Here is a 17,761-nt window from a genome sequence, read left to right on the forward strand (position 1 = left end):
CCTGACGTGCACCACACCACGGGACAACGCATCGCCGTCATCGGCAGCGGCGTGGCCGGCCTCACCGCCGCCTACCTGCTGCAGCGCCGCCACGAGGTCCTGCTGTTCGAAGCGGACGACCGGCTCGGAGGGCACGCGCACACCCACGACGTGCCCAGCGCGCACGGCGGCACGATCGGGGTGGACTCCGGCTTCATCGTCCACAACGAGCGCACCTATCCGACGCTGCTGCGGCTGTTCGGCGAGCTGGGGGTGCGCACCCAGGAGACCGAGATGTCGATGAGCATCCGCTGCGACGGCTGCGGCCTGCAGTACGCCGGCGCGAAGGGCCTGCGCGGCCTGTTCGCCCAGCGGCGCAACCTCACCGACGCCCGGTACCTGCGGATGCTCGTCGAGGTCAAGCGCTTCCACCGGCACGCGTCACGGCTGCTGTCACGGCCGGACGTCGGCGACGTCACGCTGGGGGCGTTCCTGGCCATCGGCGGCTACCCGGCCTACTTCGTCGACCACTTCATCCTGCCGCTGGTGTCCACGGTCTGGTCCGCCGACCGGACGGACACGCTGCGGTACCCGGCCCGCTACCTGTTCGAGTTCCTCCGCAACCACGGCCTGCTCTCGGTGAAGAACTCGCCGACCTGGCGGACCGTCGTCGGCGGCTCGCGGGAGTACGTCGAGCTGGCGGCCAAGCAGCTGACCGCGGTGCACCTGTCCACGCCCGTGCGCTCGGTGACGAGGCTCGCCCGCGGCGTCGAGGTCCGCGACGACGCCGACACGCCCCACCGCGTCGACCACGTGGTCATCGCCACGCACGCCGACCAGGCGCTGCGGCTGCTGGGCAAGCCGACCGCGGCGGAGCAGGACGTGCTCGGCGCGTTCCGCTACTCCCGCAACGAGGCCTGGCTGCACACCGACACGAGTGTGCTGCCCACCGTCGCGGACGCGCGGGCCGGCTGGAACTACCGCACGCCGGTGTGCGGCGCGGACAGCGACGCCGTGCAGATCAGCTACGACATGAACCGGCTGATGCGCCTCGACGAGCCCGAGGGCTACGTCGTCACGCTGAACCCGCACGCCGAGCCCGCCGACGGCTCGGTGGTCGCGAAGATGGACTACGAGCACCCGGTCTACACCCCGGAATCCGTTGCCGCGCAACGTAAATTGGCTGAGCTGAACGACGGTGTGGTCGCCTTCGCCGGTGCCTACCACGGCTGGGGCTTCCACGAGGACGGCTGCGCTTCCGGGCTCCGGGCCGCGGAGAGCTTCGGGGCGACCTGGTGACCACCGTCGTGCACCGGACCGCCCCCGGCCGCACCGTCCTCGACAGGGCCGTCCTCCATGGCGCGGCCCTGTACGACGCGACGGTCGGGCACGTCCGGAGCGCGGACCCGCCACACGCCTTCGCGCACCGGATGTACCTGTGGCACACCGACCTCGACCGGCTCCCGCGGCTGCCGTGGTGGCTCCGGCCGTTCGCCCGGTTCGACGCCCGCGACCACTTCGCGCCGGATGCCGGCGGCACCATCCGGTCCAAACTGGACGACTGGCTCGCGGTCCGCGGCGTGAACCTGCACGGCGGGCCGGTCACGATGCTGGCCTCCGCGCGCGTGCTGGGCTACGTCTTCAACCCGATCACCGTCTACTGGTGCCACACCCCGGACGGCGCGCTCGAGTGCGTGGTGGCCGAGGTGCACAACACCTACGGCGGCCGCCACGCCTACCTGCTGCGCCCCGGGGCCGACGGCCGGTCCACTGTGGACAAGGAGTTCTACGTGTCCCCGTTCCAGGAGCTGGACGGCGAGTACCGGATGCGCCTGCCGCACCCGGAAGCGCTGCTCGACCTGACCGTGGCGCTGCACCGGGGTGAAACGACACCATTGGTCGCTACGCTGAGGGGAGTCCGGCGGCCCGTGGACCCCCGCTCGCTCGCCCGGGTGGTGCTCGGCAGGCCGCTGCAGCCGCAGCGGGTGTCGGCCCTGATCCGGCGCCACGGCATCACGCTGTGGCGGCGCAAGGCGGCGATCGCCGTCCGGACCCCGCAGAACTCCGGAGGACAGCTGAATGGATGAGACCGCCCGCCCGCGCCGGGTGGCCGCCGTGCCACCCGTGCCGGGCGAATCCGGCGCACCGGCGGCGCCCACGCCCGAGGAGCTGATGGGCCGGGTCGCCAAGGGCGACGAGCGCGCGTTCGAGCTGCTCTACGACCAGCTGTCCGGGCCGGTCTACGGCCTGGTCCGCCGGATCGTGCGCGACACCGCCCAGTCCGAGGAGGTGGCGCAGGAGGTCCTGATCGAGCTGTGGAAGACGGCCACCCGCTACTCCGCCGACAAGGGCAGCGCGCTGAACTGGGCGATGACCCTGGCCCACCGCCGGGCCGTGGACCGGGTCCGCTCCGCGCGGGCGAGCACCGAACGCGAGCAGAAGGCGACGTTCGAGGCGGCCAGGGAACGCCCGTTCGACGAGGTGGCCGAGTCGGTCACCGCGAGCCTGGAGCGCTCGCAGGTGCGGCGGTGCCTGAAGTTCCTCACGGAGCTGCAGCGCGAGTCCGTGCTCCTGGCCTACTACCAGGGCTACACCTACCGCGAGGTCGCCGACGTGCTGGCGACCCCGCAGGGGACGATCAAGACGAGGATGCGTGACGGGCTGATCCGGCTGCGCGACTGCCTGGGGGTGACGGCATGACGACGCCGGACATGCACACGTTGACCGGTGCGTACGCGCTCGACGCCCTGTCGGACATCGAGCGCGCGCAGTTCCGCCGCCACCTCGAGCAGTGCGAAGCCTGCGCGCAGGAGGTCCGTGAACTGCAGGCGACCGCGGGACGGCTCGGCGCGGCGATGGCCGAGGAGCCGCCGCCCGAGCTGAAGAACCGCGTGCTCGCGGCGATGCGCACCACCCGCCAGCTCCCGCCCGACATCGTGGCGGAGCCACAGGAGGAGCCGCGCGCCCGCCGTCGCTGGGCGCTGGGCGTCGCCGCGGCCGCCGCGGTCGTCGGCCTCGCGCTGGCCGGGGTGTTCGGCGGCGTCGCGCTGCACACCCAGGGCCAGCTGACCACCGCCCAGCAGCAGCTCGGGCAGGCCCGCGACCGCTACCAGCCGGTGTCGCAGCTGCTGGCCGCGCCGGACGTGAAGACCGCGCACACGGCCGCGTCCGGTGGCGGCGGCGGGACCGTGCTGGTCTCGAAGCAGCTCGACCGCATGATGTTCCTGGAAGACGGCCTGCCGCCGTACCCGGCTGGGCACGTCTACCAGGCCTGGCTGATGGGCCCGGGCGTCGAGCCGCGCCCGGTCGGCCTGCTGCCCGGCGGCCCGGACGGCTCGCTCGTCATGGCCGACGGGCTCGGCCGCGCCGACCAGGTCGGGATCAGCGTGGAGCAGGCCGGCGGCTCGCCCACCGGGAAGCCGTCGTCCGACGTCGTCCTCGTGCTGCCGATGCCGGCGTGATTTTCCGGCTGTAGCAGACCGCCGGGCGCCGCCTCGCCGGCGCCCCTGCTCTTGCGCCCGCGTTCGTGTTGTGGCAAAACACCTTTGCCGCACACGGCGTGGCTACTGGATTCGAGCCAGCCCGGTGCCTACCGTCCTGCTCTAACGCCGGTGGTTGACATAACTCTGATTCTCGAGTTGAGGGTGAGGGTTGCGGCTCCGGCGGGCAGCACGAGCACATCACGATCAGGAAGGCGGACCCGATGACGCCCCCGCACAACTACCTTGCGGTGATCAAGGTCGTCGGCATCGGCGGCGGCGGCGTGAACGCCGTGAACCGGATGATCGAGGTCGGCCTCAAAGGTGTCGAGTTCATCGCGGTGAACACCGACGCCCAGGCACTGCTCATGTCCGACGCCGATGTCAAGCTCGACATCGGCCGCGAACTCACCCGTGGCCTCGGCGCCGGCGCCGCGCCCGAAGTGGGCCAGAAGGCCGCGGAGGACCACCGCGAAGAGATCGAAGAGGTCATCAAGGGCGCCGACATGGTGTTCGTGACGGCCGGCGAGGGCGGTGGCACCGGAACCGGCGGCGCCCCCGTGGTCGCGCAGATCGCCCGCAAGCTGGGCGCGCTGACCATAGGCGTCGTCACCCGCCCGTTCACCTTCGAGGGCAAGCGCCGCGGCAAGCAGGCCGAGGACGGCATCCAGCAGCTGCGCAACGAGTGCGACACGCTGATCGTGATCCCGAACGACCGGCTGCTGCAGCTCGGCGACATCGGCGTGTCCCTGATGGACGCGTTCCGCTCGGCCGACGAGGTGCTGCTCTCCGGTGTCCAGGGCATCACCGACCTGATCACCACGCCGGGCCTGATCAACCTGGACTTCGCCGACGTGAAGAGCGTGATGTCCGGCGCTGGCTCCGCGCTGATGGGCATCGGCTCGGCGCGCGGGGAGGGCCGCGCCATCCAGGCGGCGGAGAAGGCGATCAACTCGCCGCTGCTGGAGGCGTCCATGGACGGCGCCCACGGCGCGCTGCTGTCCATCGCGGGCGGCTCCGACCTCGGCCTGTTCGAGATCAACGAGGCCGCTTCGCTGGTGCAGGAGTCCGCGCACCCGGACGCGAACATCATCTTCGGCACGATCATCGACGACTCGCTCGGTGACGAGGTCCGGGTCACCGTGATCGCGGCCGGCTTCGACGCGGGCGCGCCGACGCACAAGAAGCTCGACCCGCCGGCGTTCGGCTCGCGCTCGGGCGGCAGCACGGCCACCGCCACCTCCGGGCACGTGGGCAACGGGCAGCCGCTCGCCGCGCCGCCGTCCGGGGCCACGCCGGTGCCGCCTTCGAGCGGCTCGGGCTACCCGGTCGCGCCGCCGCGCACGCACCCGCCGCTCCCGCAGCCCGGCACCCCGCCGGGCGGCCTGCCCCAGCCGGGCGGCGGCTCGCGCGGCTACTCGCCGATCGGCTCCGGCAACGGCGGCAGCCTGCCCAGCCGTCCGGCCACGGTGCACGACGACCCCTCCGACGACGAGGTCGACGTGCCGCCGTTCATGCGCCGGTAAGCACCGTTTTCCCGCGGCGAAGGCCACCTCGGACCGATCGAGGTGGCCTTCGCCGCGTTCGTGGCCCCTGGGCGGGAAACGACCCTGGGTCCAAGACGACGCAGTGGGAGGATGGCCGGGTGCGAGTACGACGAGTGGTCACGACCAGGGCGGGCGGCGCTTCCCGCCCGCCGTACGACACCTTCAACCTCGGCGGCCATGTCGGTGACGAGGACGGCGACGTCTTCGCCAACCGCAAGCGGCTGGCCACTGAGCTGGGCCTGGCCGAGGACCGGCTGGCCTGGATGGAGCAGGTGCACGGCCGCACGGCGACGATCGTCGACGGCACCGAGACCGCCGCGGCCGAGGCGACCGACGCGCTCGTGACGGCCGAGCCCGGCGTCGCGCTCGTGGTGCTCGTCGCCGACTGCGTGCCGGTCCTGCTGGCCGACCCCGAGGCCGGCGTCGTCGCGGCAGTCCACGCGGGACGGGTCGGCGCGCGCGTCGGCGTGGTTCCCGCGGCGCTGGCGGCGATGCGCGAGCTGGGCGCCGAACCCGGCCGCACCGAGGCCCTGCTGGGCCCGGCCATCTGCGGCGACTGCTACGAGGTGCCCGCGGAGATGGCGGCCGACGTCGAGAAGCACGTTCCCGGCAGCGCGGCCAAGACCCGCAAGGGCACGCCGGGCCTCGACCTGCGCGCGGGGCTGTGGCGGCAGCTCGCCGACCACGGCGTCGGCAAGATCGGCGTGGACCCGCGCTGCACCGCGGAGGACAAGACGCTGTTCAGCTACCGCCGCGACGGCACCACCGGCCGGATCGCGGGCATCACCTGGCTGGAGGCCCAGTGAGCGGAGCGGCCGTCGTGTGTCCACAGTGGTCCGGCGGGGGTGCCCGATGACGGACGACCGCCAGGGCGAGCTGGCCGCTTCCCTCAAGGCGGTCGAGGAGCGGATCGCCGCCGCCTGCGCGGCCGCCGGCCGGGCCCGCGGCGAGGTGCGCCTGCTCGGCGTCACCAAGACCTTCCCGGCGGCCGACGCCGCCCTGCTCACCGACCTCGGCCTGACGCAGCTCGCGGAGAACCGCGACCAGGAGGCCGGGCCGAAGGCGGCCGAGGTGGCCCGGCTGCGCCCGGACGCGGCGCCGCGCTGGCACATGGTCGGCAGCCTGCAGCGCAACAAGGCCCGCTCCGTGGTCCGGTGGGCGGCCGAGGTCCAGTCGGTCGACTCCGCCCGGCTGGCCGACGCGCTCGGCCGGGCCGTCGGTCACGCACAGGAGGCGGGGGAGCGCGCCGAGCCGCTCGACGTGCTGATCCAGGTGAGCCTCGACGGTGACCCCGCGCGGGGCGGGACGCCGCTCGGCGACCTCGCCGCGCTCGCCGACCACATCGCCCGTGTGGGGGAGTTGCGACTGCGCGGCGTGATGGCCGTGGCCCCCCTCGGCGAGGACCCGGACCGCGCGTTCGCCCGCCTGGTCCAGGCATCGGGGCGGCTGCGTGAAGATCACCCGAATGCCGTAGAAGTCTCCGCCGGAATGAGCCATGATCTCGAACAGGCGATCACGCACGGCTCGACCTGTGTGCGTGTCGGAACCGCGCTGCTCGGTGGGCGCGGTTTAGCCTCGCCGTAGGGAGTCCGCGTGGCCGTCACGTTTCGTGTGCGGCCGGGTGGGGTAGCACGGTGCGGGAGCGGCTAGGGCTAGGGAGAGGCATGAGCGCGCTGCAGAAGCTGAAGGCCTACTTCGGGATGGTGCCCGCAGACGAAGACGGCTACGAGGTCGAGGACGAAGAGTACCGCCGTGGTTACGACGACGAGTACGACACCTACGACGAGCCGCCGGCACGATCCAGGTCACGGTACCGCGAGGCCGATGACACGTACGACGAGCCCGCGCCGCGGTCCCGGTCACGGTCGGTCACGGCCGAGCCGACCACGCACGGCGCGCTGGCCGTCGACCGCCAGCCCGAGCCGGTCGCCCGGCTGCGCCCGCTTTCGGAGCCGGTGCGGACGCCGGCGCGCGACGCGCTCAGCCGGATCAAGACGCTGCACATGACGAGCTACGTCGAGGCGCGCCAGATCGGCGAGCACTACCGCGAGGGCATCCCGGTGATCATCAACCTCACCGAGATGGAGAACGCGGACGCGAAGCGGCTCGTCGACTTCTCCGCGGGGCTCGCCTTCGCGTTGCGGGGCTCGATGGACAAGGTCACCAACAAGGTGTTCCTTCTCTCACCGCCGGACGTCGACGTGACGGCTGAGGACCGCAGGCGGATCGCCGAGGGCGGATTGTTCCTGCGCGGCTGATCAGGCCGGACCGCTGAGCGCAGCAGAACGTGATTTTGTCGACTCGATGGGATGTCGCGGCCGCTGGCTGCGGCTTCTCCGTGGGTCCCCCGCTAGAGTGGTCGCGTGAATGCTGTGTGGCTGGTGGTCTGGTACGTGCTGTTCGCCTTCTGGCTGCTCTTGACGGCGCGTATCGTGATCGAGCTTGTGCGCACCTTCGCGCGTGAGTGGCGTCCCGCCGGAGGGGTTGCGGTCACGCTCGAGACCATCTACACAGTGACCGACCCGCCGGTTCGTCTGTTCAGACGAATGATCCCGATGGTTCGGATCGGCGGGATGGGACTGGACTTATCGATTATGGTGCTGCTGTTGGTTGTGTTCTTTGCGATGCAACTGGCAACTCCCAGGTGATCGGGGAAACTTGGGTGGACCCTGCAGGCCATGGAGTGCGTGAGGTGATCTGATGTCGTTGACCCCCGCTGACGTGCATAACGTCGCGTTCAGCAAGCCGCCCATCGGCAAGAGGGGCTACAACGAGGACGAGGTGGACGCGTTCCTCGACCTGGTGGAGACCGAGCTTGCCCGGTTGATCGAGGACAACAACGAGCTGCGGCAGCAGGTCGAACAGCTCGACAACGAGCTGGAATCGACCCGCGGTGAGCTCGAGAACGCGAAGGTGAGCGGTCCACCGCCGGTGCGGGAAGAGCCCTCCCGCCGTCTGGCGCCCGTGCCGCCCCCCGCTTCGGCGATGGAGCAGACACAGGCCCATTCGATGGTCGGTGGTGACAGTGGCGAGCCGAACGTCCAGGCCGCCAAGGTCCTCGGCCTGGCCCAGGAGATGGCCGACCGGCTGACCGCCGAGGCCAAGACCGAGTCCGACGGCATGCTGGCGGAGGCTCGGACCAAGTCCGAGCAGCTGCTCTCCGATGCCAGGGCGAAGTCCGACTCGATGGTCAACGAAGCCCGCACGCGGGCCGAGACCATGCTGAACGACGCGCGCACGCGGGCCGAGACGCTGGAGCGTCAGGCCCGTGACAAGGCGACCACGATGGAACGCGAGTCGCAGCGCAAGTACACCGAGACGATGAACAACCTGAACGCCGAGAAGGGCGCTCTGGGCAAGAAGATCGAGGAGCTGCGCACGATCGAGCGGGAGTACCGCACGAGGCTGCGCGGATTCCTCGAGTCCCAGCTGCGTGAGCTCGACGACCGTGGTTCGGCGGCGCCGGCTTCGGCCTCGTCGAACTCGGGCCAGCCGGCCGGCTCCGGCAACGGCCAGGGCTACTCGTTCGGCCCGCGGGCCGAAGCGGGCTGAGTCTTGTTGTGTGACAGTTTCGCTGTGTGACGTTCTCGCTGTGTGACAGCCCCGTCGTCCGCCGGATCCCGGCGACGGCGGGGCTTTCGCCGTGCGCGCGGTCGTGCCCGCCACGGAAAGCACTTGCGGGAGTACGGGGCGTGGGCGTTTCGTGACCGGAGTATTCCACCGGTTCGTGCTCTAATTCAGCGTGCTCTACATCGTCCTCGTTCTGGTGCTGGCGGCGCTCGCGCTGCTCGTCACGGCCCTCATCACGGCCACCTCGCTGTGGGCCTGGGTCTCCATCGGCCTGTCGGTGCTCGCCGGGCTGATCCTGCTCGTCGACTGGCTCCGCCGCCGCAAGCGGGCCGCCGCGGCCGAACCGTCCACGGAGGACAGTGCCGACGCCGAGGACAGCGCGGACGCAAAAGACACCAAGGACGCCGGGGACACCGCCGAGGACGCGGACAAGGAAGACGCGGAGGCGACCGCTCTCCTCCCCTCCACGGGTGAACTCGGCGATCCGGCGGACGTGCCGGACCCGGTGATCGAGCCGGAAGACGAGCCCGAACCGGCCGCTGCCGAGACCACTGCCGCGGACTCGCCCGCGCCCGCCGCGGCTGTCGCGACCAAGATCACCAAAGCGGATCCCGCCCGTGAGAACGCTCCCGGCGAGGAGGAGACGGCCGCCGACGATCTGGCGATCGTCTCGGACCTCGAGGACGAGGTGGTCGTCGTCGACGAGTACCCCCGCTACCACCTGGTGGACTGCGGCTGGCTCTCCGGCCGCGACACCATCCCGATCGCCGTCGGCGAGGCCCGGCAGCTCGGCTTCACCCCGTGCGCCCGCTGCGGCCCGGACGCCGTGCTCGCCGCCGCCCACCGCTGAAGCCGCGCTTTCCTCAGATCGTCACACCCAGCACGTCACGCAGAGCGACCGCGCCCTCCGGGGTGAGGCGGACGGCTCGGTGGGCCTCCGCGCGGCGGCGCAGCCAGCCCGCGTCCAGCAGCCGGCCGGTCAGCGCCGCGCCCAGCGCGCCCGCCAGGTGGTGGCGCTGCTCGCTCCAGTCGAGGCAGAAGCGCAGCAGTGGGCGGCGGCTCGCGGACACCGCGGCGAGGTCCACCCCCAGCGCGCCGAACACGGTCCCGGCGGCCGGGCCCAGTGCGTACGGATGTTCCTTGAGCTGTGCGGAAATCCGGTCCCCGTCGCGACGCGTCGTGTCCGGCCGGCCATCCACGGTGACCAAGGCGTCCCGCTCCAGCAAGGCCGCGGTGACGGCGACGCCCAGCCGTCCGGCGACGTGGTCGTAACAGGTCCGCGCGGACCGAAGGGCCTCCGCCCGCGTGCCCTCCTTCAGCGAACGCACCGGCCGGGCGGGGGAGAATCGCGCCAGCGTCTCCAGGAGTTCCGGCGCCGGGCCGGCGAGCCGGTAGAACCGGTGCCGCCCGGAGCGTTCCGCGGTGAGCAGGCCCGCGTCGAGCAGTTTGGCCAGGTGCGCGCTGACCCCCTGCGCCGAAAGGCCGGCTTCGGCCGCGAGCACGGACGCGGCCAGTGAACGGCCGTCCGCGAGCGCCAGCAGCACGCGCACCCGCGCCCGGTCGGCGAACAGCGCGGCGGTGCGGGCGATGTCGGCGTCTCCTTCGAGCATGCCCCCAGGGTGCACCCGGCACACTTCCACCGCGACGGAAGTTTTCGCGCGGTCCACTGGGGACCATGCGATCCGCCGTCCTGATCACCATGTGCGCCGGGATGTTCCTGGTGCAACTCGATGTCACCGTCGTCAACGTCGCCCTGCCCACGATCGGCGCCGAGCTGAACGCCGGGCTCGCGCAGCTGCAATGGGTGGTCGACGGCTACTCCGTGGTGCTCGCCGCGCTGTTGCTCACCGGCGGCGCGCTCGGCGACGCACTGGGGCATCGCGGGGTGGTGCTCACCGGGCTCGCGGTGTTCGGCGCGGCTTCCGCGCTGTGCGGTCTCGCGGGCAGCGCCGCGTGGCTGGTCGCGGCCCGCGCCGCGCAGGGGGCCGGCGCCGCGTTGCTGCTGCCCGGGACTCTCGCCGTGATCACCGCGGCCTTTCCCGAACGGCGTGAACGCGCTCGTGCGCTGGGCGTCTGGGCGGGGGTGTCGGCGCTCGCGCTGCCGGCGGGCCCGCTGCTGGGCGGCGTGCTCGTCTCACTGGCCGGCTGGCGGCCGGTGTTCTGGCTCAACGTGCCGATCGCCGCGGTCGCGATGGTCGCCACGCGCCGGCTCGTCCCGCCGGGCGTCCGGAAACCGGGCCGCGTCGACCTGCCGGGCGCCGTGACCGCCGCGGTCGCGCTCGGCTCCGGCACGTACGCGGTGATCGCCGGGCAGCCCCTCGTCGCGGTGCTCGCGGTCGCCGCCGCCCTCGCGTTCGCCGCCGTCGAACGCCGCGCGCGGGAGCCGATGCTGCCGTTCGACGTGCTGCGCTCACCGGCGACGATCGGCGCGAACCTGGTGTCCGCCGTGGCGTTCTTTGGGCTTCGCGGTCCTCGTGCTGACGCTCTACCTCCAGCGGGTGCTCGGCGCGTCCCCGCTCGGCGCCGCGCTGGCCGTGCTGCCGCTGTTCGTCCCGCTGTCGGTGCTCGGCCCGCTGAGCGGACGGCTCACCGGCCGGTTCGGCCCGCGGCCGCTGATGGTGGCCGGGCTCCTGCTCGGCGCGCTGGGCCTGCTGAACCTGCTGCGGATCGGGACCGCGAGCGGGTACCCGACCGTGCTGCCGACGCTGCTCGGCCTCGGGCTCGGCATGGGGCTGCTCACCGCCGCCGTCGTCACCGCCGCGGTGGCGGACGTGCCTTCGTCGAGCGCGGGCGTCGCGAGCGGGGTCAACAACACCGCGCGACAGGCCGGCGGCGCGCTCGGCGTGGCCGTTTTCGGTGCGGTGGCAGGAGAACCGGCCGCCCGCGGCGAGTTCGTGCACGGCCTGCACGTGCTCGGGGTGGTGGCCGCGGCGCTCTGGCTCGCTGCCGCGGCGCTCACGTTGGCGACCCAGCCCCGCCGTCTGGCTGTGTCCCGAATGCCCGCACCGGCCGATGTCGATCCGGGCGGCCGCCGTTCGTGTAGGGGGTGACGGGCCGCCCATCCGGCCCGCGCGAGCGGAGGGAAAACCGATGCGTTCGATCAGCGTCACCATGAGCGTCACTCTCGACGGCGTCGTGCAGGGCCCCGGCCGTGCGGACGAGGACACCCGCGGCGGTTTCCCCCACGGCGGGTGGGGCACCGGGTACCAGGACGAGGTGCTGGCCCGGGAGATGGGCCAGGGCATGAGCCGGCCAGGGGACATGCTGCTCGGCCGGCGCACCTGGCAGGACTTCAGCACCGCGTGGGGACCCCGCGACGACGGCAACCCGTTCACCACCCATCTGAACGCCGCGACCAAGTACGTCGCCTCGACCACCCTCGAGGACGCCGGCGCGTGGCCGAACTCCGTGCTGCTGCGCGGCGACGCCACCCGGACCGTGGCCGAGCTGAAAGCCCGGTCCGGCAACGACCTGTCGGTCATCGGCAGCGCCTCGCTCGTGCGCGGGCTGCACGCGGCCGGCCTGATCGACCACTACACGCTCCTGATCCACCCGGTGACCCTCGGCTCCGGCACCCGCCTGTTCGACGGCGTGGCGCCCCGCACCGAGTTCACCCTCACCCGGAGCGTCGTCACCACCCGAGGAGTCCTCATCACGCATTACGACCGTCGAGACAGCGGGAGCGCGCGGTGACGCCGGGTCACCGCCAACCCGCTTGCGCCCGCCAGCTAACCTGGAGTCAGCAAGGCGCTGATCCGGCCATCACCGGGGAGCCTCCGGAAGAACAGGGCGCGGCGCGCCCCCAGTAGACCCGGACGGGTGCGGCCCGTGACAGCCGTCCACGAGTGGCCCGGAGCGGAGGTTCGCCCCGGGCAAGCGGGGTGGTACCGCGTGGCGTGCGAGCGTCTCGTCCCCGTGTGGATGACCGGTGTGGCACCGGCCGTCCGTACGCGAGCGACGAACGCAAGGAGCGCACCCGGATGTACCCCCAGGCCCAGCTGGACGGAGCGGCCGGAACGAACGCCGTCCCGTCCCAGCCCTCGTTCCCCGCGCTGGAGCAGCGCGTCCTCGAATACTGGGAGAGCGACCGGACGTTCCAGGCGTCGATCGACCAGCGCCCGGCCGGGGCGAACGGCGACAACGAGTTCGTCTTCTACGACGGCCCGCCCTTCGCGAACGGCCTGCCGCACTACGGCCACCTGCTCACCGGCTACGTCAAGGACATCGTCCCGCGCTACCGGACGATGAAGGGCAACCACGTCGAGCGCCGGTTCGGCTGGGACACCCACGGCCTGCCCGCCGAGCTCGAGGCGATGCGCCAGCTCGGCATCACCGAGACCACCGAGATCGAAGAGATGGGCATCGCGAAGTTCAACGAGGCTTCGCGCGAGTCCGTGCTGCGCTACACCGACGAGTGGCAGGACTACGTCACCCGCCAGGCCCGCTGGGTGGACTTCGAAAACGACTACAAAACGCTCGACGTCACCTACATGGAGTCGGTGCTCTGGGCGTTCAAGCAGTTGTGGGACAAGGGACTCGTCTACGAGGGCTACCGCGTGCTGCCCTACTGCTGGCGGGACGCGACCCCGCTGTCCAACCACGAGCTGGGCATGGACGCGGACGTCTACCGCAACCGCCAGGACCCGGCGGTCACCGTCGGCTTCCGCCTGGAGGGCAACGGGAACGAGCTCGACGGCACCTACCTGCTGATCTGGACGACCACCCCGTGGACGCTGCCGTCCAACCTGGCCACCGCGGTGCACCCCGAGGTGGACTACGTCGTGGTGGAAAGTGAGAACCTGCCCGGCAAGCGGTTCCTGCTCGCCGAGGCGCGGGTCGCCGCGTACTCGCGCGAGCTGGGCGAGGAGCCGGCCGTGGTGGCGCGCTACACCGGGGCGCAGCTGCTCGGAAACCGTTACGCCCCGCCGTTCCCGTACTTCGTCGGCACGGAGAACGCGCACCGGGTGCTGTCCGCGGACTACGTCACCACCGAGGACGGCACCGGTGCCGTGCACATCGCTCCCGCCTACGGCGCGGAGGACAAGGTGGTCACCGACGCCGCCGGGATCACCCCGGTGACGCCGGTCGACGCGCACGGCAAGTTCGACGCCACCGTGCCCGACTACGAGGGTCAGCAGGTCTTCGACGCCAACGCCGAGATCGTCCGGGACCTCAAGAACGGCACCGGTTCCGCGGCCCGCCAAGGCGCGGTGCTGCTGCGCCACGAGACCTACGACCACTCGTACCCGCACTGCTGGCGCTGCCGGAACCCGCTGATCTACCGCGCCGTTTCCTCGTGGTTCGTCGCGGTGACGCAGTTCAAGGACCGGATGGTCGAGCTGAACCAGCAGATCACCTGGTACCCGGGCAACGTCAAGGACGGCCAGTTCGGCAAGTGGCTGGAGAACGCCATCGACTGGTCGATCTCCCGCAACCGCTACTGGGGCTCGCCGATCCCGGTGTGGCAGTCCGACGACCCGGCGTACCCGCGCACGGACGTGTACGGCTCGCTCGACGAGCTGGAGCGCGACTTCGGCGTGCGCCTGGACAACCTGCACCGGCCCTACATCGACGAGCTGACGCGGCCGAACCCGGACGACCCGACCGGGAACTCGACCATGCGCCGGGTGCCCGAGGTGCTCGACGTCTGGTTCGACTCGGGCTCGATGCCGTACGCCCAGGTGCATTACCCGTTCGAGAACGCCGAGTGGTTCGAGCACCACTACCCGAGCGACTTCATCGTGGAGTACATCGGCCAGACGCGCGGCTGGTTCTACCTGCTGCACGTGCTCGCCACCGCGCTGTTCGACCGGCCGGCGTTCCGCACCTGCATCTCTCACGGCATCGTGCTGGGCTCCGACGGGCAGAAGATGTCCAAGTCGCTGCGGAACTACCCGGACGTCAACGAGGTGTTCGAGCGCGACGGCTCCGACGCCATGCGCTGGTACCTGATGGCGAGCCCGATCCTGCGCGGCGGCAACCTGGTCGTCACCGACCGGGGCATCCGCGACGCCGTGCGCCAGGCCGTGCTGCCGCTGTGGAACTCGTACTACTTCCTGGCCCTGTACGCGAACGCCGAGGGCGTGGACGGCAAGTGGCGCACGGATTCCACGCACCTGCTCGACCGGTACGTGCTGGCCAAGACCCACGAGCTGGTCACCGACGTCGAGTACGCGCTGGACAACTACGACATCGCCGGCGCCTGCCAGACCGTCCGCGACTTCCTCGAGGTGCTCACGAACTGGTACGTCCGGCGCTCGCGGGACCGCTTCTGGGCGGGGGAGCAGGACGCGATCGACACCCTGCACACCGTGCTCGAGGTGACCTGCCGCGTGGTCGCGCCGCTGCTGCCGCTGACCACGGAGACGGTGTGGCGCGGGCTGACCGGCGGCCGCTCGGTGCACCTGACCGACTGGCCGAACGCGCTCGACCTGCCTTCGGACGCGGCATTGGTGACCGCGATGGACCGGGTGCGCCAGGTGGCGTCTTCGGCGCTTTCCCTGCGCAAGGCGAACAAGCTGCGCGTGCGGCTGCCGCTGGCGCGGCTGGTGGTGGCGGCGGGCGACGTCGAGGCGCTGCGCGAGTTCACCGACATCCTGCGCGACGAGGTGAACGTCAAGTCCGTCGAGCTGACCGCCGACGTGGCCGCGCACGGCGAGTTCGAGGTAGCGGTCAACGCGCGGGCGGCCGGGCCGCGGCTGGGCAAGGCCGTGCAGCAGGTGATCAAGGCGGTCAAGGCGGGCGACTGGACCACCGGCCCCGGCGGCGCGGTCGTGGCCGCGGGCGTCGAGCTGCTCGACAGCGAGTACGACCGCCGTCTGGTCGCCAAGGACGGCGGCGCGGCGGCCGAGCTGCCCGGCGGGAGCGGCCTGGTCGTGCTCGACACCGAGGTCACTGCCGACCTCGCCGACGAGGGCGTGGCCCGTGACCTGGTGCGCGTGGTGCAGCAGGCCCGGCGCGACGCGGACCTCGACGTCGCGGACCGCATCACGCTGGTGATCGACGCGCCGGAGGCGACGGTCGCGGCCATCCGCAAGCACGAGGAGTTCGTGGCCGCCGAGACGCTGGCCACGGCGGTGTCCTACGGCGAGGCGCCCGGCGGCTTCGAGGGCACGGTCGGCGAAGGCGTGAAGGTGCGCGTGGCGGTCGCCAAGGCCTGACCCCGGCCTCTTCCCGGCGCCGGTCACGAATCGGCGTCGGGAAGGCCGCTTTCCCTCCAGTGCTGGCCATTGTTACCAATCCGACCACAGTCACGGCGAATCGGCTGTACACAAGGGGGCACTTCGTGTCCGCCTACTTTTGGCCGGATTGGTAACAGGTTCGCCTCGCGCGCGATGGGCAAGCTGGGCCGGGTGCGCGAACGCCGCACGGGGCCAGGGGGAGAGTGCACGGTGAGTCCTGCGGGCAAAAGAGGCGTGCTGATCGGCGGCGCCGTCGCGGTGGTCGCGATCGTGGTGGCGGCGGTGGTCCTGCTCAGCGGGGGGAGCCCGGCTCCGGCAGCGTCCTCACCGGGAGAGACACCGGCGTCGGACGTGGTGCAGGCGCCCGATCCGACCTCGGCGGCGGACCAGTACCTGAAGGCCCTGGCCTCGAGCGACACCGAAGGCGCGAGCCGGCTGACCGACGACCCGTCCGGCTCGGCTGCGGTCCTGCGCGACGCCTGGGCCACGCTGAAGCCGACCGGGATGCAAGCCAAGCTCGGGACGGTCGGCGCGCCCGCCGGGGACAAGGCGCCGGCCGCGTACACCCTGACCTGGACGCTCGGCGCTGGTCACGTGTGGTCCTACGACGGCACGTTCGACGTCGTGCGCTCCGGCCCGGAATGGCGGGTGCACTGGACGCTCGCGGCGCTGCAGCCGAAGCTGCAGGCCGGGCAGCGCCTGGTCGTCGCGACCTCCTCGGGCGACGAGCCCGCGGTGGTCGACCGCGACGGCAAGCCGATCCTCGTGACCGGCGCCGGTGGCCTCCACTCGGCCGAAGGCGCGGCGTTCCCGCTGCTCCAGTCCGCGCTGACCGGGCAGGTCCACGCCACCTCCTCGGACGCGTTCGCGGTCGAGCGGGTGGACGCGTCGGGCAAGAACCTGGAGACGCTGTTCGGCAAGACCACCAGCGGGACGCAGGCGCTGAAGTCCACGCTGAGCGTCGCGGTGGAGTCGGCGGCGCAGTCGGCTGTGGACGGTTTCAGCGGCAAGGCCCTGATCGTGGCGATCCAGCCGTCGACCGGCGGGGTGCTGGCGGTGGCGCAGAACGCCGCGGCCGGGACCGGGCCTTCGGCGCTGAGCGGGCTGTACGCGCCCGGCTCGACGTTCAAGATCGCGACGGCGACGGCCGCGCTGGAGGCCGGGATCGCGACCCCGGACGCGTCGCTGCCCTGCCCGCTGACCGCGCGGATCGGCACCCGGACCATCTCCAACGAGGGCTTCGACCTGGGCACGGTCCCGATGCACCGGGCGTTCGCGAAGTCGTGCAACACCACGTTCGGCACCCTCGCTTCGCAGCTGCCCGCCGACGGGCTGGCGAAGGCGGCGAGCCAGTACGGCCTGAACGCGGACTTCGACATCCCCGGCGTCGCCACCGAAACCGGCAAGGTGGTCCCGGCCGCGGGTGCCGACGAGCAGGTCGAGGACGGCATCGGCCAGGGCACGGTGCAGGTCAGCCCGTTCGGCGAGGCGCTGATGGCCGCGACGGTGGCGGCGGGCAAGGCCGTGACGCCGAGCCTGTGGTCGGACCCGGACCTGGCGACCAAGGTGTCGACGCGCTACACCGCGCCGCCCGCGGGCGTGCTGGCTTCGGTGCGCACGATGATGCGGGAGGTGGTCACCGGCGGCACCGCGACCGGGCTGTCCCGCTCCGGCACCGTCTTCGGCAAGACCGGCACCGCCCAGTTCGGCTCCGGCGCCGAGGCCCACGGCTGGTTCACCGGCTATCGCGGCGACGTCGCCTTCGTGGTTTTCCTGGAGGGCGCCAACGATTCCGGGCCCGCCGTCACGCTGGGCGCGAAGTTCCTGGCCGGGGTGAAGTAGCCGACCGTCTTGATTGGACAGAGAATCGCCGCGCTGCGTAGTGCTTTCACGACGCTCGGTGCCGCTCGGGCGTCCTAGCATGCCAGTTGTCCGAATTATCCGGTGGTACACGAAAGAGTGAGCACCTCCGCTCATTATCCTGGACTCCGGCGGAGACCGGGAG

Annotated in this window: 16 protein-coding genes and 1 pseudogene; 16 read left to right on the forward strand and 1 reads right to left on the reverse strand. The window is 71.9% G+C overall.

The window, feature by feature from the left end; all coding sequences use genetic code 11:
- Window positions 1–6: 6 nt before the first annotated feature.
- The 11 genes from BMY97_RS11930 to BMY97_RS11980 all read left to right on the forward strand — a co-directional run bounded on the left by BMY97_RS11930 (window position 7) and on the right by BMY97_RS11980 (window position 9,425).
- Window positions 7–1,278 carry an NAD(P)/FAD-dependent oxidoreductase gene (locus BMY97_RS11930; protein WP_091616800.1) on the forward strand — a complete coding sequence of 424 codons (1,272 nt, stop codon included), beginning with the start codon at window positions 7–9 and terminating at the stop codon, window positions 1,276–1,278.
- A gap of 8 nt (window positions 1,279–1,286) precedes the next feature.
- On the forward strand, window positions 1,287–2,066 hold the full coding sequence (locus tag BMY97_RS11935) for a DUF1365 domain-containing protein (protein ID WP_091617091.1): 780 nt from the start codon (window positions 1,287–1,289) through the stop codon (window positions 2,064–2,066).
- Complete coding sequence (gene sigK, locus BMY97_RS11940) at window positions 2,059–2,679, forward strand: ECF RNA polymerase sigma factor SigK (protein ID WP_091616802.1); 621 nt, start codon at window positions 2,059–2,061, stop codon at window positions 2,677–2,679. Before BMY97_RS11935 ends, sigK begins: the two co-directional genes overlap by 8 nt.
- The gene (locus tag BMY97_RS11945; protein ID WP_091616804.1) at window positions 2,676–3,440 is read left to right on the forward strand and encodes an anti-sigma factor; all 765 of its coding nucleotides are present in this window, start codon (window positions 2,676–2,678) and stop codon (window positions 3,438–3,440) included. Before sigK ends, BMY97_RS11945 begins: the two co-directional genes overlap by 4 nt.
- Before the next feature lie 242 nt (window positions 3,441–3,682).
- Window positions 3,683–4,984, forward strand: a complete 1,302-nt coding sequence (gene ftsZ / locus BMY97_RS11950) for a cell division protein FtsZ (protein ID WP_091616806.1) — start codon at window positions 3,683–3,685, stop codon at window positions 4,982–4,984.
- Between the two features lie 119 nt (window positions 4,985–5,103).
- Window positions 5,104–5,811, forward strand: a complete 708-nt coding sequence (gene pgeF, locus BMY97_RS11955; RefSeq protein ID WP_091616808.1) for a peptidoglycan editing factor PgeF — start codon at window positions 5,104–5,106, stop codon at window positions 5,809–5,811.
- A gap of 46 nt (window positions 5,812–5,857) precedes the next feature.
- Window positions 5,858–6,589, forward strand: coding sequence for a YggS family pyridoxal phosphate-dependent enzyme (locus BMY97_RS11960; RefSeq protein WP_091616810.1), 732 nt, complete (start codon window positions 5,858–5,860; stop codon window positions 6,587–6,589).
- Between the two features lie 80 nt (window positions 6,590–6,669).
- Window positions 6,670–7,263: a cell division protein SepF gene (locus BMY97_RS11965; protein WP_091616812.1), complete on the forward strand. Its 594-nt coding sequence runs from the start codon at window positions 6,670–6,672 to the stop codon at window positions 7,261–7,263.
- A 114-nt stretch (window positions 7,264–7,377) separates the two neighbouring features.
- Window positions 7,378–7,653, forward strand: a complete 276-nt coding sequence (locus tag BMY97_RS11970; protein ID WP_091616814.1) for a YggT family protein — start codon at window positions 7,378–7,380, stop codon at window positions 7,651–7,653.
- Window positions 7,654–7,705: 52 nt separating this feature from the next.
- Window positions 7,706–8,557 carry a DivIVA-like cell division protein Wag31 gene (gene wag31, locus BMY97_RS11975; RefSeq protein ID WP_091616816.1) on the forward strand — a complete coding sequence of 284 codons (852 nt, stop codon included), beginning with the start codon at window positions 7,706–7,708 and terminating at the stop codon, window positions 8,555–8,557.
- 190 nt (window positions 8,558–8,747) lie between these two features.
- A complete protein-coding gene (locus tag BMY97_RS11980) occupies window positions 8,748–9,425 on the forward strand; it encodes a hypothetical protein (RefSeq protein ID WP_091616818.1) in 678 nt (225 codons plus the stop codon).
- A gap of 13 nt (window positions 9,426–9,438) precedes the next feature.
- On the opposite strand, the gene BMY97_RS11985 is transcribed toward BMY97_RS11980, so the two are convergent.
- Window positions 9,439–10,185 carry an ArsR/SmtB family transcription factor gene (locus BMY97_RS11985; protein ID WP_091616820.1) on the reverse strand — a complete coding sequence of 249 codons (747 nt, stop codon included), beginning with the start codon at window positions 10,183–10,185 and terminating at the stop codon, window positions 9,439–9,441.
- A 101-nt stretch (window positions 10,186–10,286) separates the two neighbouring features.
- On the opposite strand from BMY97_RS11985, the pseudogene BMY97_RS49105 reads away from it, so the two are divergent.
- The 5 genes and pseudogenes from BMY97_RS49105 to BMY97_RS12005 all read left to right on the forward strand — a co-directional run.
- Window positions 10,287–10,874 (forward strand): annotated as a pseudogene (locus BMY97_RS49105) (MFS transporter); the annotation flags it as partial.
- Window positions 10,875–11,031: 157 nt separating this feature from the next.
- Complete coding sequence (locus BMY97_RS49110) at window positions 11,032–11,625, forward strand: MFS transporter (protein WP_281246898.1); 594 nt, start codon at window positions 11,032–11,034, stop codon at window positions 11,623–11,625.
- Between the two features lie 40 nt (window positions 11,626–11,665).
- The gene (locus BMY97_RS11995) at window positions 11,666–12,268 is read left to right on the forward strand and encodes a dihydrofolate reductase family protein (RefSeq protein WP_091616822.1); all 603 of its coding nucleotides are present in this window, start codon (window positions 11,666–11,668) and stop codon (window positions 12,266–12,268) included.
- A gap of 287 nt (window positions 12,269–12,555) precedes the next feature.
- Window positions 12,556–15,735 carry an isoleucine--tRNA ligase gene (ileS, locus tag BMY97_RS12000; RefSeq protein WP_091617092.1) on the forward strand — a complete coding sequence of 1,060 codons (3,180 nt, stop codon included), beginning with the start codon at window positions 12,556–12,558 and terminating at the stop codon, window positions 15,733–15,735.
- Window positions 15,736–15,966: 231 nt separating this feature from the next.
- Entirely contained in the window at window positions 15,967–17,598 is a 1,632-nt protein-coding gene (locus tag BMY97_RS12005) for a penicillin-binding transpeptidase domain-containing protein (protein ID WP_218156767.1), read from the forward strand.
- Window positions 17,599–17,761: the final 163 nt, after the last annotated feature.

It is taken from the genome of Amycolatopsis saalfeldensis (assembly GCF_900110575.1).
Taxonomy (GTDB): Bacteria; Actinomycetota; Actinomycetes; order Mycobacteriales; family Pseudonocardiaceae; genus Amycolatopsis; species Amycolatopsis saalfeldensis.

Bases quoted from the DNA above. Each gene is read 5' to 3' on its own strand.
- BMY97_RS11960 (WP_091616810.1), top strand. From the start codon at position 5,858: ATGACGGACGACCGCCAGGGCGAGCTGGCCGCTTCCCTCAAGGCGGTC.
- wag31 (WP_091616816.1), top strand. From the start codon at position 7,706: ATGTCGTTGACCCCCGCTGACGTGCATAACGTCGCGTTCAGCAAGCCG.
- ftsZ (WP_091616806.1), top strand. From the start codon at position 3,683: ATGACGCCCCCGCACAACTACCTTGCGGTGATCAAGGTCGTCGGCATC.
- BMY97_RS11985 (WP_091616820.1), bottom strand. From the start codon at position 10,185: ATGCTCGAAGGAGACGCCGACATCGCCCGCACCGCCGCGCTGTTCGCC.
- BMY97_RS11945 (WP_091616804.1), top strand. From the start codon at position 2,676: ATGACGACGCCGGACATGCACACGTTGACCGGTGCGTACGCGCTCGAC.
- ileS (WP_091617092.1), top strand. From the start codon at position 12,556: ATGTACCCCCAGGCCCAGCTGGACGGAGCGGCCGGAACGAACGCCGTC.
- BMY97_RS11965 (WP_091616812.1), top strand. From the start codon at position 6,670: ATGAGCGCGCTGCAGAAGCTGAAGGCCTACTTCGGGATGGTGCCCGCA.
- BMY97_RS11995 (WP_091616822.1), top strand. From the start codon at position 11,666: ATGCGTTCGATCAGCGTCACCATGAGCGTCACTCTCGACGGCGTCGTG.
- sigK (WP_091616802.1), top strand. From the start codon at position 2,059: ATGGATGAGACCGCCCGCCCGCGCCGGGTGGCCGCCGTGCCACCCGTG.